Source organism: Achromobacter sp. K91 (assembly GCF_003576205.1).
Classification (GTDB): Bacteria; Pseudomonadota; Gammaproteobacteria; order Burkholderiales; family Burkholderiaceae_B; genus Achromobacter; species Achromobacter aegrifaciens.
Genome location: NZ_QWFB01000032.1, coordinates 77,943 through 102,231, shown reverse-complemented (window position 1 = coordinate 102,231; position 24,289 = coordinate 77,943). Strand labels below are relative to the sequence as shown.

At 65.2% G+C, this 24,289-nt stretch carries 20 protein-coding genes; 12 read left to right on the top strand and 8 right to left on the bottom strand.

Translation table 11 applies throughout. The annotated features are described in order from the left end of the window. Window positions 1-2: 2 nt before the first annotated feature. Window positions 3-2,708, bottom strand: a complete 2,706-nt coding sequence (gene pepN, locus DXK93_RS15520) for an aminopeptidase N (RefSeq protein WP_119450531.1) — start codon at window positions 2,706-2,708, stop codon at window positions 3-5. Between the two features lie 148 nt (window positions 2,709-2,856). On the opposite strand from pepN, the gene DXK93_RS15515 reads away from it, so the two are divergent. Beyond that, window positions 2,857-3,495, top strand: a complete 639-nt coding sequence (locus tag DXK93_RS15515; protein ID WP_082400691.1) for a DUF4136 domain-containing protein — start codon at window positions 2,857-2,859, stop codon at window positions 3,493-3,495. A gap of 88 nt (window positions 3,496-3,583) precedes the next feature. On the opposite strand, the gene DXK93_RS15510 is transcribed toward DXK93_RS15515, so the two are convergent. Further along, window positions 3,584-3,967 (bottom strand): H-NS family nucleoid-associated regulatory protein, encoded by a 384-nt coding sequence (locus DXK93_RS15510; RefSeq protein WP_054451087.1) that lies wholly within the window; start codon window positions 3,965-3,967, stop codon window positions 3,584-3,586. A 796-nt stretch (window positions 3,968-4,763) separates the two neighbouring features. On the opposite strand from DXK93_RS15510, the gene tldD reads away from it, so the two are divergent. From tldD to glcF, 6 genes are all read left to right on the top strand, one after another. Further along, the gene (tldD, locus tag DXK93_RS15505; RefSeq protein ID WP_013392574.1) at window positions 4,764-6,224 is read left to right on the top strand and encodes a metalloprotease TldD; all 1,461 of its coding nucleotides are present in this window, start codon (window positions 4,764-4,766) and stop codon (window positions 6,222-6,224) included. 251 nt (window positions 6,225-6,475) lie between these two features. After that, window positions 6,476-7,549, top strand: a complete 1,074-nt coding sequence (gene aroG / locus DXK93_RS15500) for a 3-deoxy-7-phosphoheptulonate synthase AroG (RefSeq protein WP_054451088.1) — start codon at window positions 6,476-6,478, stop codon at window positions 7,547-7,549. Window positions 7,550-7,651: 102 nt separating this feature from the next. After that, window positions 7,652-9,061: an FAD-binding oxidoreductase gene (locus DXK93_RS15495; RefSeq protein ID WP_119450530.1), complete on the top strand. Its 1,410-nt coding sequence runs from the start codon at window positions 7,652-7,654 to the stop codon at window positions 9,059-9,061. Window positions 9,062-9,266: 205 nt separating this feature from the next. Beyond that, window positions 9,267-10,766 (top strand): FAD-linked oxidase C-terminal domain-containing protein, encoded by a 1,500-nt coding sequence (locus DXK93_RS15490; RefSeq protein ID WP_054451090.1) that lies wholly within the window; start codon window positions 9,267-9,269, stop codon window positions 10,764-10,766. A gap of 11 nt (window positions 10,767-10,777) precedes the next feature. Next, window positions 10,778-11,884, top strand: coding sequence for a glycolate oxidase subunit GlcE (gene glcE, locus DXK93_RS15485; protein WP_054451091.1), 1,107 nt, complete (start codon window positions 10,778-10,780; stop codon window positions 11,882-11,884). A gap of 6 nt (window positions 11,885-11,890) precedes the next feature. Continuing rightward, entirely contained in the window at window positions 11,891-13,135 is a 1,245-nt protein-coding gene (gene glcF / locus DXK93_RS15480; protein WP_119450529.1) for a glycolate oxidase subunit GlcF, read from the top strand. A 36-nt stretch (window positions 13,136-13,171) separates the two neighbouring features. Here glcF and DXK93_RS15475 read toward each other — a convergent pair whose 3' ends face one another. From DXK93_RS15475 to DXK93_RS15455, 5 genes are all read right to left on the bottom strand, one after another. Further along, window positions 13,172-14,611: an NAD(P)(+) transhydrogenase (Re/Si-specific) subunit beta gene (locus DXK93_RS15475; RefSeq protein WP_119450528.1), complete on the bottom strand. Its 1,440-nt coding sequence runs from the start codon at window positions 14,609-14,611 to the stop codon at window positions 13,172-13,174. Then, entirely contained in the window at window positions 14,608-14,925 is a 318-nt protein-coding gene (locus DXK93_RS15470) for an NAD(P) transhydrogenase subunit alpha (RefSeq protein ID WP_119450527.1), read from the bottom strand. Before DXK93_RS15470 ends, DXK93_RS15475 begins: the two co-directional genes overlap by 4 nt. Before the next feature lie 4 nt (window positions 14,926-14,929). Further along, window positions 14,930-16,048, bottom strand: a complete 1,119-nt coding sequence (locus DXK93_RS15465) for a Re/Si-specific NAD(P)(+) transhydrogenase subunit alpha (RefSeq protein ID WP_054451094.1) — start codon at window positions 16,046-16,048, stop codon at window positions 14,930-14,932. 230 nt (window positions 16,049-16,278) lie between these two features. Then, on the bottom strand, window positions 16,279-17,154 hold the full coding sequence (locus DXK93_RS15460; RefSeq protein WP_054451095.1) for an N-formylglutamate amidohydrolase: 876 nt from the start codon (window positions 17,152-17,154) through the stop codon (window positions 16,279-16,281). 68 nt (window positions 17,155-17,222) lie between these two features. Beyond that, window positions 17,223-18,212, bottom strand: coding sequence for a tripartite tricarboxylate transporter substrate binding protein (locus DXK93_RS15455; protein WP_054451096.1), 990 nt, complete (start codon window positions 18,210-18,212; stop codon window positions 17,223-17,225). Window positions 18,213-18,404: 192 nt separating this feature from the next. On the opposite strand from DXK93_RS15455, the gene gcvA reads away from it, so the two are divergent. The 3 genes from gcvA (at window position 18,405) to DXK93_RS15440 (ending at window position 21,388) form a co-directional block, all read left to right on the top strand. After that, window positions 18,405-19,331 carry a transcriptional regulator GcvA gene (gene gcvA / locus DXK93_RS15450; RefSeq protein ID WP_054451097.1) on the top strand — a complete coding sequence of 309 codons (927 nt, stop codon included), beginning with the start codon at window positions 18,405-18,407 and terminating at the stop codon, window positions 19,329-19,331. 7 nt (window positions 19,332-19,338) lie between these two features. Next, complete coding sequence (gene mnmA, locus DXK93_RS15445; protein WP_054451098.1) at window positions 19,339-20,457, top strand: tRNA 2-thiouridine(34) synthase MnmA; 1,119 nt, start codon at window positions 19,339-19,341, stop codon at window positions 20,455-20,457. A gap of 112 nt (window positions 20,458-20,569) precedes the next feature. Continuing rightward, complete coding sequence (locus tag DXK93_RS15440) at window positions 20,570-21,388, top strand: sulfite exporter TauE/SafE family protein (RefSeq protein WP_054451099.1); 819 nt, start codon at window positions 20,570-20,572, stop codon at window positions 21,386-21,388. Between the two features lie 206 nt (window positions 21,389-21,594). Here DXK93_RS15440 and DXK93_RS15435 read toward each other — a convergent pair whose 3' ends face one another. Further along, window positions 21,595-22,200 (bottom strand): glutathione S-transferase, encoded by a 606-nt coding sequence (locus DXK93_RS15435; protein WP_054451100.1) that lies wholly within the window; start codon window positions 22,198-22,200, stop codon window positions 21,595-21,597. A gap of 161 nt (window positions 22,201-22,361) precedes the next feature. Here DXK93_RS15435 and purB point away from each other — a divergent pair, with 161 nt between their 5' ends. Both purB and DXK93_RS15425 read left to right on the top strand, forming a co-directional pair. Further along, window positions 22,362-23,738: an adenylosuccinate lyase gene (purB, locus tag DXK93_RS15430; RefSeq protein ID WP_054451101.1), complete on the top strand. Its 1,377-nt coding sequence runs from the start codon at window positions 22,362-22,364 to the stop codon at window positions 23,736-23,738. Between the two features lie 56 nt (window positions 23,739-23,794). Continuing rightward, the gene (locus tag DXK93_RS15425; RefSeq protein WP_054451102.1) at window positions 23,795-24,253 is read left to right on the top strand and encodes a cytochrome c; all 459 of its coding nucleotides are present in this window, start codon (window positions 23,795-23,797) and stop codon (window positions 24,251-24,253) included. Window positions 24,254-24,289 lie beyond the last annotated feature (36 nt).

Below are 24,289 nucleotides of genomic sequence, written 5' to 3'. Positions count from 1 at the left end.
TCCTATGCTGCGAATTCTAAAGCCTTGGATACGATTTCCTGCACATTGCGCGACAGGCCTTCCTGTGCGCGCACCCGCTGCAGGGCGGCCTGCATAGGCGTGCGCAGGGCGGGCACGAAGCGTGCCCAGTTGTCCAGCGCGCGCGCCAGGCGGGCGGCAATCTCGGGGTTGAGGGCATCCAGCGCCAGCACCTGCTCGGCCCAGAAGGCGTAGCCGGTGCCATCGGGGTGATGCATGCCGCGGGCGTTGTTCAGGCAGAACTGGAAGATCAGCGAGCGCGCGCGGTTCGGGTTGCGCAAGGTGAACGCGGGGTGCTGCATCAGCTCGCGCGCGGTCTGCACGGTGGTCGAGCGGGCCGCAGCCTGCAGGGCGAACCACTTGTCCACCACCAGGGCGTTGTCGCGCCATTTGTCGTAGAAAGCGGCAAGCGCCTTGTGCGGGAAGTCGCCCTGGCCGAAATTGATCAGCGCGGACAGCGCCGCCATGCTGTCGGTCATGTTGCCGGCCTTCTTGTACTGCTGCTCGGCCAGGCGCTGGGCATCCGGTTCGCCCGCCGCCATCAGGTGGCTGAGCGCCAGGTTCTTCAAGGCGCGCCTGCCGGCCGGAACCGGCGCCGGACTGTATTCGCCCGGGGTCTGGTTGTCGTCGAATGCCTGGCGGAATTCGGCGGACAACTGGCGTCCCAGTTCGGCGCGCAGGAAGTCGCGCGCGACCGCGAGGGCCGGCGGGTCCACCTGCTGCATGCGTTCTGCCAGGGTCTTTTCGGACGGCAGGGCCAGGGCGCGGGCGCGATAGGCGGCGTCCAGCGCCGGATCGGTCAGCAACGCGCGCCAGGTCTCGATGAAGGCGGCGTCGGCATGCAGGGTCTTGCCGGCCTGGCGGGCCTCGGCCAGCGCCAGGATCTGGCGGGTGGCGAATTCCTGGCCGGCCTCCCAACGCGCGAAGGGATTGCCGTCGTGCGCCGACAGCAGGGCCAGTTCTTCGTTGGTCCAGTCGTAGTCCACGATGACCGGGGCCGAGAAGTCGCGCAATAGCGACGGCACGGGACGCTCGGCGATATCCTCGAATACCCATTGCTGGCTTTGCTGCGTCAGTTCCAGCAGCGCGGTGTCCAGGACCGCGCCAGCATGGCGCAGCGGCAGCGCGCGGCCGTCGCGGTCCAGCAAGCCGATGGCGAACGGGATGTGGAAGGGGGCCTTGACGTAGTCGGCGCCGGCCTTCTTCTCCACGCCGACCGGCGGGCATTCCTGGGTGAGCGTCACGGTGCAGCGGCGCGCGGCGGCGTCGTGGTCGAGCTTGACGGTCACGCGCGGCGTGCCGGCCTGGCGGTACCAGCGGCGGAACACGGACAGGTCGCGGTCCGGATGCTGGCGCACGTAGACGGATTCCATGGCGGCGACGAAGTCGTCGCAGGTCACGGCCTGGCCGTCATGGCGGCGGAAGTACTCGTCCATGCCGGCGCGAAAGCCTTCCTCGCCCAGCAGAGTGTGCTGCATGCGGATGACTTCGGCGCCTTTTTCGTACACGGTGGCCGTGTAGAAGTTGCCGATCTCCTGGTAACTTTCAGGCCGGATCGGATGGGCCATGGGACCGGCGTCTTCCGGAAACTGGGCGGCGCGCAACGCCACAACGTCGTCGATGCGCTTGACCGCGCGGGCGCTCGCGGCCTCGGCGGCATCCATGCCGTGGGCCATCATGTCGGCGCTGAATTCCTGGTCGCGAAAGACGGTCAGGCCTTCCTTCAGGCTCAGCTGGAACCAGTCGCGGCAGGTGACGCGGTTGCCGGTCCAGTTGTGGAAGTACTCGTGTCCGATGACGGATTCGATGCCTTCATAGTTGGCGTCCGTGGCCGTATCCGCATCCGCCAGCACGTAGGCGGCGTTGAAGATGTTCAAGCCCTTGTTTTCCATCGCGCCCATGTTGAAGTCATGGACGGCCACGATCATGAAACGGTCCAGGTCCAGCTCCAGGCCGAAGCGGCTTTCGTCCCAGCGCAGCGCGCGCACCAGCGAATCCAGCGCCCATTCGGTCTTGGATTCCGAGCCCGGGTCGCTGTAGACCTGCAGCAGCACGTCGCGGCCGCTGGACGTCTTCACGGTGGTTTCGCGGTGGGTGAGCTTGCCTGCCACCAGCGCGAACAGGTAGCAGGGCTTGGGGAAGGGATCTTCCCATTCGACTTCGTTGCGGCCGTCGGGCAACTGGCGCGTGGCCAGCAGGTTGCCGTTGGACAGCAGCACCGGATACTCGGGCTGGGCGCGCAAGGTCACGCGGTAGCGCGACATCACGTCGGGCCGGTCGGCGAACCAGGTGATGCGGCGAAAACCTTCGGCTTCGCATTGGGTGAAGAAGTTGCCGCCCGAGACGTACAGGCCCATCAGCGTGGAATTGGCCGACGGTTTGCATCGGCTGACGATTTCCACCGTGGCGGCGGGGGGCAGGCCGTAAAGGGCCAGGCTGTGTTCGGAAAGGCGGTAACTGTCGGCGGGCAGGGCCGTGCCATTCACGCCTACCGAGACGAGTTCCAGGTCTTCGCCGTCCAGGATCAGGGCGGCGTCGGCGCTGGCCCCGGCCTTGCGTTGCACTTGCATCGTGCAGCGCACTTCGGTCGCGTCCGGCGCGAGGTCGAAGGCGAGGGCGACTTCGGGAATGTCGTAGGGGTAGGGCTGGTAATCCTTGCGATATACGGTTACGGGCGTGTCTGTGCGCATGGGATTGCAGTCCTGTATGAACGAGGGCTCTATTGTAGTGGCTGGGCAAGACGCGCCGACCTGGGCCGTTTGGCGTACCGTAAACTTTTTGTAGCGGTCTGAGTCAAAGTCAGTATCATGGCGCCGTCGCGCGCCAGAGGGGTGTCAAATGTCGAGGTTGTCCATGTTCAATATGCGCCGCTGGGCCGGTCTGCTGGCGGTGGCGGGGGCGTTTGCCCTGACGGGTTGTGCCGCGCCCACGGTTTCCGCGCGGGTCACTTCCTTTCAGCAATGGCCCGCAGGCGTGGAGGGGCAAACCTACCAGTTCATTGCCGCCGACGCCTCGCAAAACAATAATCTCGAATATCAGTCCTATCAGGACATGGTGCGGGCCGGCATAGGCGCAACCGGCCTGGTCGAGGCCAGGCCTGGCGCCAAGGGTCGTTTCGACGTGTCGTTCAACTACGGCACCTCGCAGACCCAGATAATGGTGCAGCGTCCGTACGACCCATATTTCTACGGCGGCTACGGCTACGGTGGTTTCTACGGTCCGCGTCCGTGGGGAGCGGGATATGGCTACTGGGGGCCGGACTGGGTAGACGTGCCCATGGTCGTGCAGCGCAATACCCTCACCCTGCATATCTACGACACGCAGCGCAGCGGCGCCGAGGTATACCGTTCCAGCGCTTTCATATTGAGCGAGCGCGACGATTTCCTGCGTACCATGCCGTACCTGGTGCGCGCAATATTTGATAATTTTCCCGGGAATAATGGCGCGGAACGCGAAATCCGCTTCCCCGTGCAATGAAATCGGCGTGGCTTTTCGGTCCTGCCTTTAAATAAAATCGGCGCACCAAAATGGTGCGCCGATTTTTTTCTTACTGGCGAATAGGTTCTTATTCTTTGATAAGAAAACTGTCGCGGGTCGCGCCTGCGGCTTCTTCCGCGGCGAGCCAGCGGGGAGCCTTGCCACGGCCGCTCCACGTTTCCCCTGTTTGAGGATGGCGGTACTTGGGCGCAACGGCGCGTTTGGCGGCGTTGGCCGGACGGGCAGCGGCGCCAGCCTTGCGGCGGCCGCCGGTGGCGGCGCGGGCGGGTTTGCCGGCGCCATAGGCTGCGACGATTTCTTCAGGCGTGATGTCGTACTCGCGCATCGACGTGATGATCTGCGTGATCACGGGCTTGCGACGCTTGGTTTGCAGGACTTCAGCCTTCTTTTGTAGCTTGTTGATTTCCTTTTCGATCTTTGCTTGCAGTGCTGCGTAGGATTCTCGGGCCATGGTTTATTCCTGATTATGGAACTGCTGTAATCGCCGGCGAAGTTATTGTGTAATTGTTGTGCCTCGCATAATACAGAAGTTACGGCTTGACTTCCTGGTTTCTGAAGCAATTACTTTGTATCAAAAGAGTCCGATACCGTTTTCAGGCACGCGAGTACCCGCGGCGAGCCAAGTATTGGGAAAGATATTCTCGAATTTGGGACAACTTGAAACAATAGGAGTATTGGTTCACGAGGCGGACGAATAGCCGCGCGTGCCCTTGCATCTGCCCGATTTGTCTCGCAAAGCGCGCAAATGCGGGGCTTCCAGGCTTGGCGCCTGCCTCGAGCAAGCGGTGTGCGAGGCGTTCCCAGAAGTCTGATGACGTGATGGCGGGAACGAATGAATTGTCTAGCAGTCTGATATTGGTCCAACCTGATCAGATGGGGTCCTCGCGCTGCGAGCCCTGCGAGCTGTTTGGCATATTTCATTTTGATGTCAGGTTGTATGACGAGTTTGGCCCGAGATGTCTGAATCCCTTTGCCTATATGCCAGGTGGCTGCAAATGCTCCATGGCGACCAGGAAAAAGGGGCGCATCGAACATCGTTTGAGCTCGTCAATTCAACTTGATATGTAATATTCCGGCCCCATGCATACCTCCGCAGATAATGCCCGCGGTATTTTTGGCCGCCGACGCGTACCTTCCGGAGATCCGTGGCTGGCGCCATGTCGCCGGGCCGCGCCAGCGTTACGATATGATCTCGAGTATCACCGCGAGCGCGCGCCAGCGCGCCGCCGTCTCCTGTACAGAGCCCCATGAAAATCATCGATCCCGCCATTGCTTCCCTCGCCACCGCCAAATCCCTGCTCCTCGACCCCTGGGGCCTGACCGAGGCGGACATGGCGCGCGCGCTGGGTGAGATCTTCACGCACAAGGTCGACTACGCCGATCTGTATTTCCAGTACACGCGCAGCGAGGGCTGGAGCCTGGAAGAGGGCATCGTCAAGACCGGCAGTTTTTCGATCAGCCAGGGTGTCGGGGTACGCGCCGTGAGCGGCGAGAAAACCGCCTTCGCCTATTCGGATTCGCTATCGCCCGAAGCGCTGTTGTCGTCCGCGCACGCGGTTCGCGGCATTGCGCGCCGCGGCGCTGGCAAGGTAAAGGTGGCGGCGCAGGTCGAAGCCGAGATCGGCCGCAGCCTGTATGCCGATATCGATCCGGTTGCCACCTTGAGCGCTCCCGAGAAGGTCGCGCTGCTGGAACGCGTGGAGCGCATGGCGCGCGCGCGCGATCCGCACGTGATCCAGGTCATGGCGGGGCTGGGCGCCGAATATGACGTGGTGCTGGTGGCCGGCAGCGACGGCCGCCTGGCCGCCGACGTGCGTCCGCTGGTGCGCCTGTCGCTGACTGTCATTGCCGAACGCAATGGCCGCCGCGAAATGGGTCACGCGGGCGGCGGCGGCCGCCTGGGCCTGGCCTATTTCACGGACGAAATGCTGCAGGGTTATGTCGAGCGCGCGGTGCACGAGGCCATGGTGAACCTGGAAGCGCGTCCGGCGCCAGCGGGTGAAATGACCGTCGTGCTGGGTTCGGGCTGGCCCGGCATTCTGCTGCACGAGGCCGTCGGCCACGGGTTGGAAGGCGACTTCAACCGCAAGGGCTCCAGCGTGTTCTCCGGCCGCATCGGTGAGCGCGTGGCCTCCAAGGGCGTGACCGTGGTCGACGACGGCACGATCCCGGATCGCCGCGGCTCGCTCAATATCGACGACGAAGGCAATGCCACCCAGCGCAACGTGCTGATCGAGGACGGTATCCTGCGCGGCTACATGCAGGACACGCTGAACGCACGCCTCATGAAGACCGCCGCCACCGGTAACGGCCGCCGCGAATCGTTCGCGCATCTGCCCATGCCGCGCATGACCAATACCTACATGCTGGCGGGCGACAAGCCGGCCGAGGAAATCGTGTCTTCCGTCAAGCGCGGCTTGTACGCGGTCAACTTCGGCGGCGGCCAGGTCGACATCACCAACGGCAAGTTCGTGTTCTCGGCGTCCGAAGCCTACATGATCGAAAACGGCAAGGTGACCTATCCGGTCAAGGGCGCCACCCTGATCGGCAACGGTCCGGACGCCATGAACCGCGTCACCATGATCGGCAACGACCTGCAGCTGGATTCCGGCGTGGGCACTTGCGGCAAGGATGGCCAGAGCGTGCCCGTGGGCGTGGGCATGCCCACGGTCCGCATGGAAGGCCTGACCGTCGGCGGCACCGCCTGACTCAAAAACACGGATGACGGCTCGAAAAAATTGTGCTAGAGTCAATCCCCATGAAATTCGCGTCCCCCGCTTTTTATTTTTATTTTTATGGTTTTCTGAAGCCGCTGGCGGAGGAAGGGACGCGCTCAATCTGAAGTTTGGAAAGAATCCCCCCAAAAAAGCCGCCAGCGAACTGGCGGCTTTTTTTGCGCCGCCAGTTGAGGAAACCATCTCGGGAACATCCCCGCGGCGGGCAACCCAGGAGCAGTACCGTGTCACACAATACCGATGACCTTCGCATTCGAGAAATCAAAGAGCTGAACCCGCCCGCGCATGTCATGCGCGAGTTCGCCTGCACCAAGGAGGCGTCCGACACCGTGTTCGCCGCCCGCCAGGGGATGCACCGCATCCTGCACGGCATGGATGACCGGATGATCGTCGTGATCGGCCCTTGCTCCATCCATGACACCCGCGCGGCTATCGAATATGCGAAGCGCCTGAAGCCCGTGCGCGACCGGCTGAGCGCCGACCTGGAAATCGTGATGCGCGTGTACTTCGAGAAGCCACGCACCACCGTGGGCTGGAAGGGCCTGATCAACGATCCGGACCTGGACGGCAGCTTCGACATCAACAAGGGCGTGCGCGTCGCCCGTGAACTGCTGCTGGACATCAACAGCATGGGACTGCCGGCGGGTTGCGAGTTCCTGGACATGATTACGCCGCAGTACATCGCGGATCTGGTCTCCTGGGGGGCGATCGGGGCTCGGACGACGGAAAGCCAGGTGCATCGCGAGCTGGCATCGGGACTGTCGTGTCCGGTGGGGTTCAAGAACGGCACCGACGGCAATGTGAAGATCGCGGTCGACGCGATCAAGGCGGCGTCGCAGCCGCACCATTTCCTGTCGGTGACCAAGGGTGGGCATTCCGCCATCGTGTCGACGGCCGGCAACGAGGACTGCCACGTCATCCTGCGCGGCGGCAAGACGCCGAACTACGATGCGGCCAGCATCGAGGCGGCCTGCCAGGACATGTCCAAGGCCGGCCTGGCGCAGCGCATCATGATCGACGCCAGCCACGCCAACAGCAGCAAGAAGCCCGAGAACCAGCCGTTGGTCATCGAAGACGTGGCGCGTCAGATGGAAGCGGGCGACAGCCGCCTGGTGGGCGTCATGGTTGAAAGCCACCTGCTGGGCGGCCGCCAGGACATGGTGCCGGGTACGCCGCTGGTCTACGGCCAGAGCATCACCGACGGCTGCATCGACTGGGACGCCTCGGTCGCCGTGCTTGAACGCCTGGCCCATGCCGTGCGCGAACGCCGCCGCGTCGCCCTGACTTCCGGCAAATAAGCCCCTGGCAGCGCCGCGGATCGCCAAGGCCTGGCGGTTTGCGGCGCGGTGCGCGCGGCGGCGTAGAATAATCAGGTTAACGAACCCGAGATCACGCTGACCATGAACGCTCCCTTGCACGCAGAATCGTTGCGCCGCCCGGTGCCGGCCGCTTGTCTGGATGCCTTGCGCGCCCGCTTTGGCGACCGCCTGTCCGAATCCTCCGCCATGCGCGACCATCATGGCCGCGATGAATCTCCCTATCCGGCCATGCCGCCGGACGCCGTGGTCTTCGCGCACACGACCGAAGAAGTGGCCGAGATCGCCAAGCTGTGCAACGAGCATCGCGTGCCGCTGATTCCCTATGGCGCCGGCTCTTCGCTCGAAGGCCATATTCTGGCGATCCAGGGGGGCATCAGCCTGGACCTGTCGCAGATGAACAAGGTGTTGGCGGTCAACGCCGAGGATCTGACCGCCACCGTGCAGGCAGGCGTGCTGCGCAAGCAGCTCAACGAGGAAATCCGCGACACCGGCCTGTTCTTCCCGATCGATCCGGGCGCCGACGCGAGCCTGGGCGGCATGGCGGCCACGCGCGCTTCCGGCACCAACGCCGTGCGCTACGGCACCATGCGCGAGAACGTCATGTCGTTGACCGTGGTGACGGCGGACGGGCGCATCATCCGCACAGCGGGCCGCGCCCGCAAGTCCTCGGCCGGCTATGACCTGACGCGCATCTTCGTCGGCAGCGAAGGCACCCTGGGCATCATCACCGAAGTGACGGTGCGCCTGTATCCCCAGCCTGAAGCAGTGTCGGCCGCGGTCTGCAATTTCCCCACGCTGGATTCGGCGGTGCAGAGCGTGATCGAAATCATCCAGATGGGAGTGCCGGTCGCGCGCGTCGAGTTCATGGACGCGGCCAGCGTGCGCGCGGTGAACCTGCACAGCAAGCTGACCCTGCGCGAAACGCCGCTGCTGGTGTTCGAGTTCCACGGCAGTCCCGCCGGCGTGCAGGAGCAAGCCGAAACCGTGCAAGCGATCACGGCAGACCATGGCGGCATGGACTTCGAATGGGCAGAGCGTCCCGAAGACCGCAGCCGCCTGTGGACCGCGCGCCACAATGCCTACTTCGCCGGCCTGCAACTGCGCCCCGGCTGCCGCGCCAGCACTACCGACGTCTGCGTGCCGATCTCGCGCCTGGCCGATTGCGTGCGCGACACGGTCGAAGAACTCGACCGCGCAAGCTTCCCCTACACGATCGTGGGCCACGTTGGCGACGGCAACTTCCATGTGCTGATGCTGCTCGATGCGGACAGCGCCAAGGAATGGGAAGAATCCGAAACCATCAACCACAACCTGGTGCGCCGCGCGATCGCCGCCGACGGCACCTGCACGGGCGAGCACGGCGTGGGCCTGCACAAGATGCAGTTCATGGCCGAAGAGCATGGCGAGGACGCCCTGGATCTGATGCGCAGCCTGAAGCACGCGTTTGATCCGAACAACATTCTCAATCCTGGCAAGATCGTGTCCTGGTAAGCCTGCTTCGGCAGTGCAGCCGATATCCGAAGCCGACGGCGCGCCGTCGGCTTTTTTCTTGCCGTCCTCAGGCGCGAACGAGGAGGGCGGCTTTCGCGGTGCGGCAGGCGATTACGGCTGGTTACTTATCTGGCGTGCCATAGGTGCACGGATGCGGGTAAATCCCGGTCTGCTAGTGACGGGCGCTCGCGCTATTGTTGCGCTCATGAATTCATTGGTCGAAACCGGCTTGGCACAAGTGCAGGCGCCTTATTCCTTGCAGCAGCTCATCGAGGCGTTGTCGGCCGTGTTGCCCGCGCACTGCGTGTTGTTCCGCGAAGAAGATACGCGTCCCTACGAGTGCGACGGCCTCTCCCTGTATCGCGCGCTGCCTGCGGTCGTCGCCCTTCCAGAAACGGAAGAGCAGGTGCAGGCCGTCATGCGCATCTGCAAACGCCTGAATGCGCCCGTGGTCGCGCGCGGCGCCGGCACCGGCTTGTCCGGCGGCGCCATGCCGCATAGCCGCGGCGTGTTGCTCGGCTTGTCCAAGTTCAATCGCATCAAGCACATAGACCTGGCCAGCGCCACGGCCATCGTGCAGCCGGGCGTACGCAATCTGGCGATCTCGGAGGCGGCCGCGCCTTACGGGCTGTATTACGCGCCTGACCCTTCCAGCCAGATAGCCTGTTCCATCGGCGGCAACGTGGCGGAGAATTCCGGCGGCGTGCATTGCCTGAAGTACGGACTGACCGTGCACAACGTGCTGCGCGTGCGGGTCGTGACGATCGATGGCGATGTGGTTGAACTGGGTTCCGAAGCGCCCGATGCGCCGGGCCTGGACTTGCTGTCCGTCTTCATCGGTTCGGAAGGCATGCTGGGCGTGGTCACGGAAGTGACGGTCAAGCTCATTCCCAAGCCGGCCTGCGCGCAGGTCGTCATGGCCAGTTTTTCCAGCGTGGAAGCAGCGGGCAATGCGGTCACCCAGGTGATCGCGGCCGGCATGATACCCGCGGGCCTGGAGATGATGGACCGCCGCGCGACCCACATGGTCGAACCCTTTGTGCGCGCCGGCTACGACATGGATGCGCAAGCCATCCTGCTGTGCGAATCCGACGGCACGCCTGAAGAGGTGGAGCACGAGATCGCGCGCATGGAGGCCGTGTTCCGCGAGGCCGGAGCCACGCGCTGCCAGGTCTCGTCGTCAGAGGCCGAACGCCTGAAGTTTTGGGCCGGCCGCAAGAATGCCTTCCCGGCCGCGGGGCGCGTATCGCCCGATTACTATTGCATGGACGGCACGATACCGCGCCGCCATCTGGCGCGCGTGCTGGGCGCCATCGAACAGATGGAAGACGAATTCAGCCTGCGCTGCGCCAACGTCTTTCACGCAGGCGACGGCAACCTGCATCCGTTGATCCTGTTCGATTCAAACAAGCCGGACGAGGTGGAGCGCGCCGAGAAATTCGGCGCCGCCATACTCGAGCTGTGCGTGCAGGTAGGAGGGACCGTGACCGGAGAGCACGGTGTGGGTATGGAGAAAATAAATCAAATGTGCGTGCAATTCTCTCGCGAAGAACTCGACGCGTTCCTGGCGGTCAAGCGGGCCTTCGATCCGCCCTGCCTGCTCAATCCTGAAAAAGTCATCCCTACGCTGGCCCGCTGCGCCGAATACGGCAAGATGCACGTCCACGCGGGAGAGTTGCGCTTCCCCGATCTCGCCCGTTTCTAGGACCTGTCCTTATGGATTTCGTCCTGTCGGAATTGTGCGACCAGGTCATGACGGCCCGTGCCGGCCACAAACCCCTGTTTGTGATGGGCGGGGGCAGCAAGGCGTTCTATGGCAATTACCGCCCGGTGACGCCGCAGGACGGCCACTGCCTGCTGGACATGACTCCCTATCGCGGCATCGTCAGCTACCACCCGTCGGAGCTGGTGGTGACGGTGCGCGCGGGTACGCCGCTCGCCGAACTTGAAGCCGCGCTGGCCGAGAACGGACAGATGCTGGCCTTCGAGCCGCCGCATTTCTCGGCGTCCGCCACGGTGGGCGGATGTGTCGCGGCGGGGCTGTCAGGCCCGCGCCGCATGAGCGCCGGCGCGCTCAAGGATTTTGTCCTGGGCGCGCAACTGCTGGATTCGGAAGGCCGCATCCTCTCGTTTGGCGGCGAGGTCATGAAGAACGTGGCGGGCTATGACGTGTCGCGCCTGTTGGCCGGTTCGCATGGCATCTTCGGCGCCATACTCGAAGTCTCCCTCAAGGTCGTGCCGCGGCCGATGGAAGAGATCACCCTGGCGTTGCCCGCGACGCAGGCGCAGGCCTTGGCCAGCTTCGCCCTGTGGCGCGGCAAGCCGTTGCCGATCTCGGCCACCAGCTGGAGCGGTGACGAGGCGGGCGCCGAAGGCCAGATGGCCGTGCGCCTGTCGGGCGCGCCGCCCGCGATCGCCAGCGCCCGCCAACTGATAGGCGGCGCGCCGATGGCGCCCGAGGCCGCGCAGGCCTGGTGGCGGTCGCTGCGCGAGCAGACGCATTCCTTCTTCGCGCCGGGCCGGCCCTTGTGGCGCCTGGCGTTGCCGCCCACCGCCGCCGCGTTGGCGCTGGGGCCGACCTTGCTGGAATGGGGCGGAGGCCAGCGCTGGCTGTCGGGCGAGCAAGACGCCGCCGCGCTGCGCGAGACCGCAGAGCGGCTGGGCGGCCACGCCACGCTGTTCCGCACCGGGCAGGGCAAGCCGCCTGCCGACGGCGTATTCCATCCGCTGGCGCCCGGGATCGCCTCGATCACGCGCCGCCTCAAACAAGAGCTCGATCCGGCCGGCCTGTTCAATCCCGGCCGCCTGGTCCTGGATCTATAGGGCATCATGCAAACCAATCTTGCATCCTGGGCACGCGATACCGATCTGGGCAAGGAGGCCGACGCCATCCTGCGGCGGTGCGTGCACTGCGGTTTCTGCACCGCTACCTGTCCGACGTATCAGGTGCTGGGCGACGAGCTGGACAGCCCGCGTGGGCGCATTTATCTGATCAAGCAAGTGTTGGAGGGCGCCGAGCCCACGCAGTCCACGCAGCAGCACCTGGACCGCTGCCTGACTTGCCGCAATTGCGAAACCACTTGTCCGTCCGGCGTCCAGTATGGCCATCTGGTGGATATCGGCCGCAAGATCGTGGAAGAGCGCGTGCCGCGCAGCTGGGCCGACAAGACCAAACGCAGCTTGTTGCGCAAGACCATGCTGTCGCCGCTGTTCGCGCCCGCGATGCGGCTGGGGCAGGCGGTGCGCGGCATGCTGCCGGAGGCGCTCAAGCGCAAGGTGCCGGAACGCCGCGCGGCGGGGCCGCTGCCGCAGGTGGCGGGCCATGCGCGGCAGGTGCTGATGCTGGCGGGATGCGTGCAGCCCGCCATGATGCCAACCATCGATGCGGCCACCATCCGCGTGCTGGACGCGGTGGGCATAGGCGCGCGCATCGCGCCCGGCGCCGGCTGTTGCGGCGCGGCCAGTTTCCACCTGGACGCGCAGGAAGAGGCCTTGGTGCAGATGCGCGCCAACGTCGATGCCTGGTGGCCGCTGCTGCAGGATGGCAAGGTCGAGGCCATCGTGATGAACGCGTCGGGCTGCGGCGCCATGGTCAAGGAGTATGCGCATCACCTGCGGCACGATCCGGCCTACGCGCAAAAGGCCGCGGACATCGTGGCGCTGGTGAAGGATGTGGCCGAGATCGTCGCGCCGCATGCGGCGCAATTGCGCGCGCGGCTGCCTGCGGGCACGCGCGCGGCATTCCATCCGCCATGCACGCTGCAGCATTGGCAGGGCCTGCGGCCGCTGTCGGAACAATTGCTGGCGGATCTGGGTTTTGCGTTGCAGCCGTTCGCCGACAAGCACTTGTGCTGCGGTTCGGCGGGCGCCTATTCGGTATTGAATCCAGAGATTGCGCTGGAACTGCGCGACCGCAAGCTGGGCGCGATCGCGGCGGGCGGACCGGACGTGATCCTGTCAGCCAACATCGGCTGCATCGGCCATTTGCAAAGCGGCACCGACACGCCGGTGCGGCATTGGATCGAAGTGGTTGACGAGCAATTGCGCCAGCCTGCGGGCCAGCGCGGCGCGTAGGCGCCGGACGCCTGGCGGCATCCGGCACCGGGCGTCTTACTCCACGGCCTTGACCATGTCTTCAAGCACCTTCTTGGCGTCGCCGAAAACCATCATCGTGCGGTCCATGTAGAAGAGCTCATTGTCCAGGCCCGCGTAGCCCGATGCCATGGACCGCTTGTTCACGATCACGGTGCGGGCCTTGTAGGCTTCCAGGATGGGCATGCCGGCAATGGGCGACTTCGGGTCGTTCTTGGCGGCCGGGTTGACCACGTCGTTCGCGCCCAGCACCAGCACCACGTCGGTCTGGCCGAACTCGCTGTTGATGTCTTCCATTTCGAAGACCTGGTCGTAGGGCACCTCGGCCTCGGCCAGCAGCACGTTCATGTGGCCGGGCATGCGTCCCGCCACCGGGTGGATGGCGTACTTGACCGTCACGCCGCGCTCGGTGAGCTTTTCCGCCAGTTCCTTCAGCGCGTGCTGCGCGCGCGCCACCGCCAGGCCGTAGCCGGGAACGATGGTCACGCTTTCGGCGTTGGTCATCAGGAAGGCGGCGTCGTCGGGACTGCCCGACTTGACGCTGCGCTGCTGCGCATCGCCCGCCGCAGCGGCGCCGCCAGCCTGGCCGCCGAAGCCGCCCAGGATCACGTTGAAGAACGAACGGTTCATCGCCTTGCACATGATGTAGGACAGGATCGCGCCCGAGGAACCCACCAGCGAACCGGCGATGATCAGCATGGGGTTGTTCAGCGAGAAACCGATGCCGGCCGCCGCCCAACCCGAGTAGCTGTTCAGCATGGACACCACCACCGGCATGTCGGCGCCGCCGATCGGGATGATGATCAGCACGCCCAGCACGAAGGCGATGAGCGTCATGATGATGAAGGGCGTCCATTCCTGCGTGAGCATGAACCAGATGCCGCAAGCCAGCATCAGCAGCGCCAGCGCCAGGTTCAGCATGTGCTGGCCCGAGAACACCACCGGCGCGCCCTGGAACAGGCGGAACTTGTACTTGCCCGACAGTTTGCCGAAGGCAATGACCGACCCCGAGAACGTAATGGCGCCGACGAAAGTGCCGATGAACAGCTCGAAGCGGTTGCCGGTGGGAATCGGCACGCCGACGGGCACGATGCCGAAGGCATGCGGCTCCGCCACCACGGCCACCGCGATGGCGACCGCCGCCAGGCCGATCATGCTGTGCATGAAGGCGACCAGCTCGGGCATCTTGGTCATCTCGACGCGCTTGGCCATCAGCGTGCCGATGGAGCCGCCAACCAGCAGGCCCAGGACGACCCAGCCCAGGCCGATGGTGGCGGAGCCGTCGCGCGCCAGGCCGACGATGAGCGCGGCCGTGGTCAGCACGGCGATCGCCATGCCGGCCATGCCGAACGCATTGCCGAGTCGCGACGTGGTCGGATGCGACAGGCCCTTGAGCGCCTGGATGAAGCAGACCGAGGCGATCAGGTACAGCAGGGTGACGAGGTTCAGCGAGATCATTTCGCTTCCTCCTTGCCCGCCTTGCGGTCCTTTTTCTTGAACATTTCCAGCATGCGCCGGGTCACGAGAAAGCCGCCGAACACGTTGACCGCGGCCAGCGCCACGGCGAAGACGCCCATGCCGCGCGCCAGTCCGCCTTCGGTCAGCGCGGCCGCCAGCATGGCGCCCACGATGATGATGGCGGAGATGGCGTTGGTGACTGCCATCAAGGGCGTGTGCAGGGCGGGGGTGACGTTCCACACGACGTGGTAGCCGACATAGATGGCCAGCACGAAGATGATGAGATTCATCAGGGTGGGGTTGATCACTTCCATGCTGTTAGTTCCTCCGCGCCACGTTGCCGCCTTCGCACACCAGGCAGGCCGCGACGATCTCGTCGTCGCGCTGGATCGCCAGCGCGCCGTCCGCATTGATGATGAGCTTCAGGAAATCCTGGATGTTGCGCGCATACAGCGCCGAAGCGTCGGTCGCGACCAGGCCGGGCAGATTGGTCAGCCCGATGATCGTCACGCCATGCTTTTCCACCACCAGGCCTTTCTCGGACAGCGGGCAATTGCCGCCGCGCTCGACCGCCAGGTCCACCAGCACCGAGCCCGGCTTCATGGCCGCGACGGTTTCCGCGGACACCAGTGTGGGGGCGGGGCGGCCGGGAATCAGCGCGGTGGTGATGACGATGTCGGCCTGCTTGCAGCGTTCGGACACGAGCGCGGCCTGCCGAGCCATCCAGGCGGGCGGCATGGGCCGGGCGTAGCCGCCCGTGCCTTGCGCGATCTCGCGTTCTTCGTCCGTTTCGAAAGGGACGTCGATGAACTTGGCGCCCAGCGATTCCACCTGTTCGCGCGCGGCGGGACGCACGTCCGAGGCTTCGACCACCGCGCCCAGCCGCTTGGCGGTGGCGATGGCCTGCAGCCCGGCCACGCCGGTGCCCAGCACGACGGCGCGGGCGGCCTTCAGCGTGCCCGCGGCGGTCATCATCATGGGTATCAGGCGGCCGTAGTGGTGCGCCGCCAGCAGCACGGCCTTGTAGCCGGCCAGGTTGGCCTGCGAGGACAGCACGTCCAGGCTTTGGGCCCGCGTGATGCGGGGCGCGGCTTCCAGCGCGAATCCGGTGAGTCCGGCGGCCGCGATCTGCTGGATGCCTTCGGCGTCGAAGGGATCCAGCATGCCGACCACGACGGCGCCGGATTTCATCTGGGGCAGTTCCGCGGCAGAAGGCGCGCGCACCTTCATGACGAGTTCTGCCCCCAACGCGTCCTGGGCGCTGCCGAGCGTTGCGCCCGCTGCCTCATAGGCTTCGTCGAGATAGCGGGCGGCAGTGCCTGCCCCGCGCTCCACGATGACGGTGTGTTTTCCGCCTACGTACTTCTTGACGGTCTCCGGTGTTGCTGCGACACGAGTTTCCCCGTCTCGGGTTTCTTTTGGTATCCCGATGTGCATCTACGCCTCTCCTCATTAGTTGGCATCAGTTATACACGGGAAAGTGAAAGGAAAGGTGTCGCGCCCCTGGGAAGTGAGGGAGAAGAACCAAGGTTGCATCGGCCAGCCGATGCCCGGCGGCAGACCAAAAAAAACCCCATGGCGAACCATGGGGCTGGGGTCTTGCAACCCAACTGCTCCGGCCAGTCTGACTTTTGCGCTGGCCGGCACCTGCGCGCAAACGTCCGGCGTCAAGCCGTTTGCGCGCGAGTCCAGGTGATCAGCGCGGCGGTGAGTTCGCGCAGATCGGCCTTCAGGCGGCCGTAGTTTTCGGAAGGACGCAGCGAAACTTCGTCCATGTAGAGTTTGCGGTTGATCTCGATCTGCAGACTGTGGCGGCCTTCTTCGGGGCGGCCGAAGGCGCGCACCAGCTCCACGCCCTTGTAGGGATCGTTGACGGTCACGTTGTAGCCGCGTTCGCGCAGCCAGGCGGCGATGAATTCACGGAAGGCCGGGTCGCTGGTGCTGCCGTCGCGGTCGCCCAGCACGAAGTCGGGGTGGACCAGGCCCGGGCGGTCGGTGGCGTAGGCGCCGGCGACGCTGGGCATGGAGTGGCAGTTGATGTGCCAGACCTTGCCGAACTTCTTGTGGGCTGCGTCCAGCACCTGGCCCAGCGCGGCGTGGTAGGGCTTCCAGCAGGCGTCGATGCGGTGGCGCACTTCCGCGACCGTGAGCTTGCGGTTGTAGAGCGGCGTGCCGTCGTCCAGCATGCGCCAGATCAGGCCCTTGCCCAGCTTGACCTTGGGCGAGGCGTTGATGGCGTCGGGCCAGGCGGCGTCCAGCAGCAATTCGTCGATTTCGTCGGGCGAGCGGTTGGCGTCGATGTAGGCGCGCGGGAACGCGGCGGCAATCATTGGCACGCCCATTTCGATGGCGTCGCCCCACAGGTCGTCAACCCAGGTGTCCTCGGCGGTGCGCAATGCGCCAAAGTCCACCGCAGCCGCGAAATCGGGGGGGTAGGCGGTGCCGCTGTGCGGGGAGTCCAGCACGAGGGGAGCCGAGGAGTCCGAATCAGGATATTGCTGCGGGAGGTCGAGCCGGTAAGACAGGGGTTGGGTAATTCGCATAAGGGGGTGTTGCGTTCGTTAATCGGAGGTCCTCGCGCACCGGCGGGTGCGCGAGGACCGAAGATCGCTTAGTCGATCTTCACGTTGGCTTCTTTGGCGATGCGCTTGTTCTTGGCGATTTCAGCCGAGATCTGCGCCGCGAATTCGGCCGGGGTGTTGGCGGCCGGCGCGGCGCCCAGGGCTTCCAGGCGGGTCTTGACGTCGGCTTCGGCGCTGACCTTCTGCACGGCTGCGTTCAGCTTGTCCAGCACGGGCTGGGGCAGCTTGGCGGGAGCCACCAGGCCGAACCAGGACGCGTCGTTCACGGCCGGCAGGCCGGCTTCGGCGAACGTGGGCACGTCGGGCAGGGCGGCCACGCGCTTGGGCGAGGCCACGGCCATGGCGATCAGGCGGCCGGATTGCACGTGCGGCAGCGAGGAGGGCAGGTTGTCATACATGACGTCGACTTGGCCGGCCAGCGCGTCGTTCAGCGCCGGGCCCACGCCGCGGTACGGCACGTGCATCAGGTTGGTGCCCGAAGCCATCTTGAACAGTTCGCCCATCATGTGCGAGACCGAACCGTTGCCGGCCGACGCGTAGGTCAGCTTGCCCGGCTCGCTCTTGGCCAGCTTGATGAAGTCGGCGATGTTCTTGGCCTGGACCTTCGGGTTGATGGTCATGATGTTGGGCACGGCCGCCAGGTTCGAGATGGGCGTGAAGTCCTTCTCGCCATCGAACGGCAGGTTCGGGTAGATGGCCGGGTTGATGCCGTGCGTGCTCACGGTGGCGATGCCCAGGGTGTAGCCGTCCGGCGCGCTGCTGGCGACGAAGGCGCTGCCGATCGAACCGCCGGCGCCGCCGCGGTTTTCCACCACGACGGTCTGGCCCAGCTCCTTGCCCAGCTTGTCGGCGAACAGGCGACCGACGATGTCGGTGGTGCCGCCGGGCGGGAAGGGAACGATCAGGCGGATGGGCTTGGTCGGATACGCGTCTTCAGCGTGCGCGATACCCGAGGTCAGCGGCGCGGCGAGGGTCGCGGCGGCGACGCACAGGCCCAGTACTACGTTACGGCGTTGCATGGATTCCCCTAATGAATTGGAAAGCGGATGCGCAAAGGCAGACGCAAACGCAATGATTCTTTCCTGGCGGTCCGGTTTGCGCAAACGAAAGTTTCTCCGTAAGCTATGACTTTTTTTCATGCCTCTTTTCGCGGCGGCCCGGAACAGGGCCGTTTTCGTTGCGCGGCCTGAAACAATTTGCGTACCTTATCCATGCGGCGATTCTGTCCCTCACTCACGGATCTCCAGGCGTTCGAAGTCGCCGCGAGACATAGCAGTTTCACGCGCGCGGCGCAGGAATTGTGTGTCACGCAGGGCGCGGTCAGTAAGCAGGTGAAACATCTGGAGGAGTTCGTCGGCATCGAACTATTCCTGCGTATCAGGCAAGGCCTGGTCCTGACCGAGGCCGGACGCAGTTACCTGACCAAGATCCAGGCCGGGCTGGGCCAGATCGAAGCCGCCACCGTGGAACTGATCGCGCACCAGGGGCAGGGCGGCACGCTCAACCTGACCTGTATGCCGACTTTCGGGGCGCGCTGGCTGATCCCGCGCCTGACCGCCTTCATGCGCCTGCGGCCGGACATCCACGTCGAATTCCTGCCTCACCGCCAGGGCTATGATTTCTCCACCCCTGAACTGGACGCTGCCGTGCGCTTCGGCGAAGGCATCTGGCCGGGCAGCGGGGCGGACTACATCGTCGGCCGCGAAATCCTGCCGGTCTGCAGCCCGCGCCTGATCCCGGGCGGCTGTGCGGCGCCCGCGGACCTGCTGGCCTATCCGCTGCTGCACCATACCTCGGCGCTGGAAGGCTGGCGCGACTGGTTCGAGCAGGCTGGATGCGATACCCGGCGCAGCCTGGAAGGCGCGCGCTTCGACCAGTACGCGCTGCTGTCGCAGGCGGCCGCGGCCGGCTTCGGCGTGGCGCTGATTCCGCGCTGCCTGATCGAGGACGAGCTGCGCGACGGCAAGCTGGCCGTCGCCATCCAGCTGCCGATACGGGCGCGCATGGGGTACTACCTGTGCTATCCGGAGCAGAAGGCCAACCTGCCCACCCTGCAGGCTTTCCGTACCTGGCTGATGGAAGTGTCGCGGGCGGCCGAGCCGCAGCCGCAGGAAGATGTACGGACCGATCTAAAATAGACCCATCATGAGTCAAAAACTTACCAAGAAAGGCCGCGTTGTCGTCGGCATGTCCGGCGGGGTCGATTCTTCGGTCACCGCCTGGCTGCTCAAGCAGCAAGGCTACGAGGTCGTCGGCCTGTTCATGAAGAACTGGGAAGACGACGACGATTCCGAATACTGTTCCACCCGCCAGGACCTGCTGGACGCCGCCAGCGTCGCGGATCTGGTAGGGGTCGAGTTCGAGTTCGTCAATTTCGCCGCCGAATACAAGGACCGCGTGTTCGCGGAGTTCCTGCGCGAGTACTCCGCGGGCCGCACGCCCAACCCGGACGTGCTGTGCAATGCCGAGATCAAGTTCAAGGCCTTCCTCGACCATGCCATGGCGCTGGGCGCCGAGCATATCGCCACCGGCCACTACGCGCGGGTGCGCGAGGTGCCGGCCGAAGGCGGCGGCACGCAGTTCCAGCTGCTCAAGGCGCTGGATGCGTCCAAGGACCAGAGCTACTTCCTGCACCGCCTGAATCAGGCGCAGTTGTCGCGCACCATGTTCCCGCTGGGCGAGATCCACAAGACCGAGGTGCGGCGTATCGCGCACGAGATCGGCCTGCATAACGCCGCCAAGAAGGATTCCACGGGTATCTGCTTCATCGGCGAGCGGCCGTTCCGCGAGTTCCTGAATCGCTACCTGCCGACCGAGCCGGGTCCGATCATGACGCCGGAAGGTCAGAAGGTAGGCCGTCACGAAGGGCTGTCGTTCTATACGCTGGGCCAGCGCAAGGGCCTGGGCGTGGGCGGGGTGAAGGGGCGCCAGCGCGAGGACGGCACGGCCGAAGCCTGGTACGTGGCGCGCAAGGACCTGGAGCGCAATGTGCTCTACGTGGTGCAGGGGCATGACCATCCCTGGCTGCTGTCGGGCGAGCTGCGGGCGCAGGACGCGAGCTGGGTCGCCGGCCACGCGCCAGCCCCGGGCGCCTATGGCGCCAAGACGCGCTACCGCCAGGCCGATGCCGCGTGCAGTCTGGCTGGCGCTGCCGACGGCACCTTCAGCCTGAGCTTTACCGAACCGCAGTGGGCGGTCACGCCCGGGCAGTCCGCCGTGCTTTACGATGGCGAGGTTTGCCTGGGCGGCGGCATCATCCTGTAGGTATGGGCGCCGCGCCGGCATCCGCCGCGTGACGTGCACGGATTTCAATCAAAGCCCCTCGGGCGCGGCCCTTGGGGCTTTGTTCATTACCAAGAAGAAAGAGGAGACAGTTGTGGATGTAACGATGGTGATTTGCCTGCTGGTGCTGGGCGGCGTGGTGGGTTTCGCCGCGGGCCTGCTGGGCATAGGCGGAGGCATGTTGCTGGTGCCTTTCCTGACGATGCTGTTCGCGTGGAAGGGCATGCCCGCCGACCTGGTTGTTCATGCCGCCATCGCCACGTCGATGACCTCGATCCTGTTTACTTCCATTTCCAGCGTGCGGGCGCACCAGCAGCGCGGCACGATCAAATGGAACATCGTCTGGGCGATGGCGCCGGGCATCATCATCGGCGGCCTCCTTTCGGGCGGCGCGGTCTTTGCCGCGCTCAGCACGCTGTGGCTATCGCTGTTCTTCGCGCTGTTCGTCGGCTATTCCGGCTGGAGCATGCTGCAGAACAAGAAGCCCAAGCCCAGCCGCCAGATGCCGGGCGTGGTGGGCACCAGCGCGGCCGGCGCGGGCATCGGCTTTCTGTCCGGCCTGGTGGGCGCGGGCGGCGGTTTCCTGTCGGTGCCTTTCATGGTCTGGTGCAACGTGGCCCTGCACAACGCGGTGTCGACTTCGGCCGCGCTGGGCTTTCCCATCGCGCTGGCCAATAGCGTCGGTTACGTGGTGTCGGGCCTGAACTCGGGCGAAACGCGTCCGGGCATGCTGGGCTATATCTACTGGCCCGCCTTGATCGCGCTAGTCTGCACCAGCGTGCTGACGGCCCCGCTGGGCGCGCGCATGGCCCACCGCCTGCCGGTGCAGACCCTGAAGCGCGTGTTCGCCTGCCTGCTGTTCGCGCTGGCCGCGTACATGCTGTTCAAGGCCTGGCAGACGTTCAACGCCTGAGCCAGGTAGGGCTGCGCCGATAGAAAGGCGCAGCTCACGCAAAAGCGCCGCCGATGCAGAAGCACAGGCGGCGCAGAGGCAAAGGCAGAACGGAAGCGCGGGCGGAGCAGGGGCGAGGCCAAGTAGAAGCCGGGCCGCACGGATCCGGCTCCGCCGGTCCGTAGCGGCGCCCCCTGGGGGGAGGCGCGCAGCGCCTCGGGGGGGGCTTATCCTGGAACGGTATCGATGAAGGACTGGCGCTGCGACAGCTTGTCGTACAGGCGGGCCAGGTTCTGGTGGTTGGTGCGCCAGTCGAGCGCGGCGAAGCGCAGGTCCAGATAGCCCAGCGCGCAGCCGACGGCGATGTCGGCCAGGCTGTAGTTGATGCCCATGCAGTGGGCGTTGTCGCCCAGGCTCTTGTTCATCGCGTCAAGGCTGGCATGGATCTTGGAATACTGGCGCTCGATCCATTCGGGGCTGCGCTGAGCCTCGGGACGCTGGTTTTCCTTGACGATGGTCACGCAGGCGTCCAGGAGGCCATCGGCGATGGCTTCCCAGCACTTGACCGCGGCGCGATCGCGCCCCGGCTGAGGAATCAGGCGGGCAACAGGGGACAGGGTGTCGACGTATTCGACGATGACGCGCGAATCGAAGAGGGCGCCGCCATCTTCCATGACCAGGCAAGGTACCTTGCCCAGCGGGTTGTACGTTTGGATCTGCGTGTCGGCGGACCAGACGTTTTCGAGTTCAAGCCGGTAGTCCAGCTTTTTCTCGGCCATGACGATACGCACTTTGCGCACGTAAGGACTGGTAAGCGAGCCGATCAGTTTCATGGAGTCACAAGCGGAGTCGGAAAGCGGCCGAAGTATAGCAGGCCGCATGACGGCAAGACGGCCAAAAGGCCGGAATCTTCGTCAGTTTGCCACAATGTTGCGCGCTTCCGGATGATAAAATCGCCCGATTCGCTCATTCCCCGCTTTTTCTCTTCCAGACCATGCAAATCGCCGATCAGCTCAGCCAACTCAACGCCCTTTCGCCACTGGATGGCCGGTACGCTTCCCGGGGCGACGCGCTGCGCGGCCTGCTCTCCGAAGCCGGTTTCATGGCGCACCGCGTCGAGGTCGAGGTGGCCTGGCTGGTCGCGCTGTCCGACGCCGGCCTGCCGGAGCTGCCCGCCTTCTCCGAAGCCGCCCGCGCCCGCCTGCAACAATTGGTGCGCGACTTCTCCGAGGCCGACGCCGCCCGCATCAAGGACATCGAACGCGTCACCAACCATGACGTCAAGGCCGTCGAGTACTGGCTGAAGGAAAAAGTGGCCGATGACGCCGAGCTGGCCCGCGCCGCCGAGTTCATCCACTTCGCCTGCACCTCCGAGGACATCAACAACACCTCGCACGCGCTGATGCTGACGCGCGCCCGCAACGAGGTCGTGGTGCCGCGCCTGCGCGAACTCGCCGCCAAGCTGAACGACATGGCAGTGGCCCAGGCCGATCAGCCCATGCTGTCGCGTACCCACGGCCAGCCCGCCAGCCCGACGACGCTGGGCAAGGAATTCGCCAACGTGGCCGCGCGCCTGAACCGCGCCATCGCCGCGGTCGAGGCCGTCGAACCGCTGGCCAAGCTGAACGGCGCCACCGGCAACTACAACGCGCACCTGTCGGCCTACCCCGAAATCGACTGGCCCGCCTTCAGCCAGCGCGTGCTGGCCGGCCTGGGCCTGACCCAGAACCGCCACACCATCCAGATCGAACCGCATGACTGGATGTCGGCCCTGTTCGACGCCATCACGCGCGCCAACATCATCGTGCTGGACCTGGATCGCGACGTGTGGGGTTACGTGGCGCTGGGCTATTTCAAGCAGCGCCTGAAGGAAGGCGAGGTCGGCTCCTCCACCATGCCGCACAAGGTCAACCCGATCGACTTCGAAAACTCCGAAGGCAACCTTGGCCTGGCCAACGCCGTGCTGCGCCACCTCGCGGACAAGCTGCCGATCTCCCGCTGGCAGCGCGACCTGACCGACTCCACCGTCCTGCGCAACCTGGGCGTGGGCCTGGGCTACTGCCTGGTGGCTTGGGATGCCTGCATGCGCGGCCTGGGCAAGCTTGAAGTCAACACCGTCGCCATCGACGCCGACATCGACGCCTGCTGGGAAGTGCTGGCCGAGCCGGTGCAGACCGTCATGCGCCGCTATGGCCTGCCGCAGCCGTACGAACAGCTCAAGGCCTTGACGCGCGGCAAGGGCATCACCGAGGAAGGCCTGCGAGAATTCATCCAGGGCCTGGCCCTGCCCGAAGAGCCCAAGGCGCGCCTGTTGGCGATGACCCCGCGCTCCTACATCGGGCTGGCCGCTGACTTGGCCCGGGCGGTATAGTCGCCTTGCCGCGCGCCCGGGGTGCGCGGCTTCTGTTGACCTTACGGGAGATTGCAATGAAGAAGTTGTCCACGCTCGCCGCGTTGGCCTGTATGACGGTTGGGCCCCTGCTGGCGACGAGCGCGTCCGCGCAGTTCGCCAAGCCCGAGGACGCCATCAAGTACCGCCAGTCGGCGCTGACGCTGATGGCTTCCCACTTCGGCCGCATGGCGCCGGTGGTCAAGGGCCAGCAGCCCTATGACGCCGCGCAGATCAAGGCCAATGTGGAAGTGCTGAAGACCTTGTCGGCCTTGCCGTGGACGGCTTTTGGCGCCGGAACCGAAGGCGGTGACGCGCGTCCTGAAGTCTGGAGCGACGCCGCGGGCTTCAAGCAGAAGCAGCAGGCCTTCCAGGACAATATCGTCAAGCTGTCGGCCGCTGCCGATGCCGGCGACCTGGACAAGCTGCGCGCTGCATTCGGCGACGTCGGCGCAAGCTGCAAGGCCTGTCACGACGCGTATCGCAAGAAGAAATAAAGCGCCTGCCGTCCGCGGACGGCATATGGACAAAGA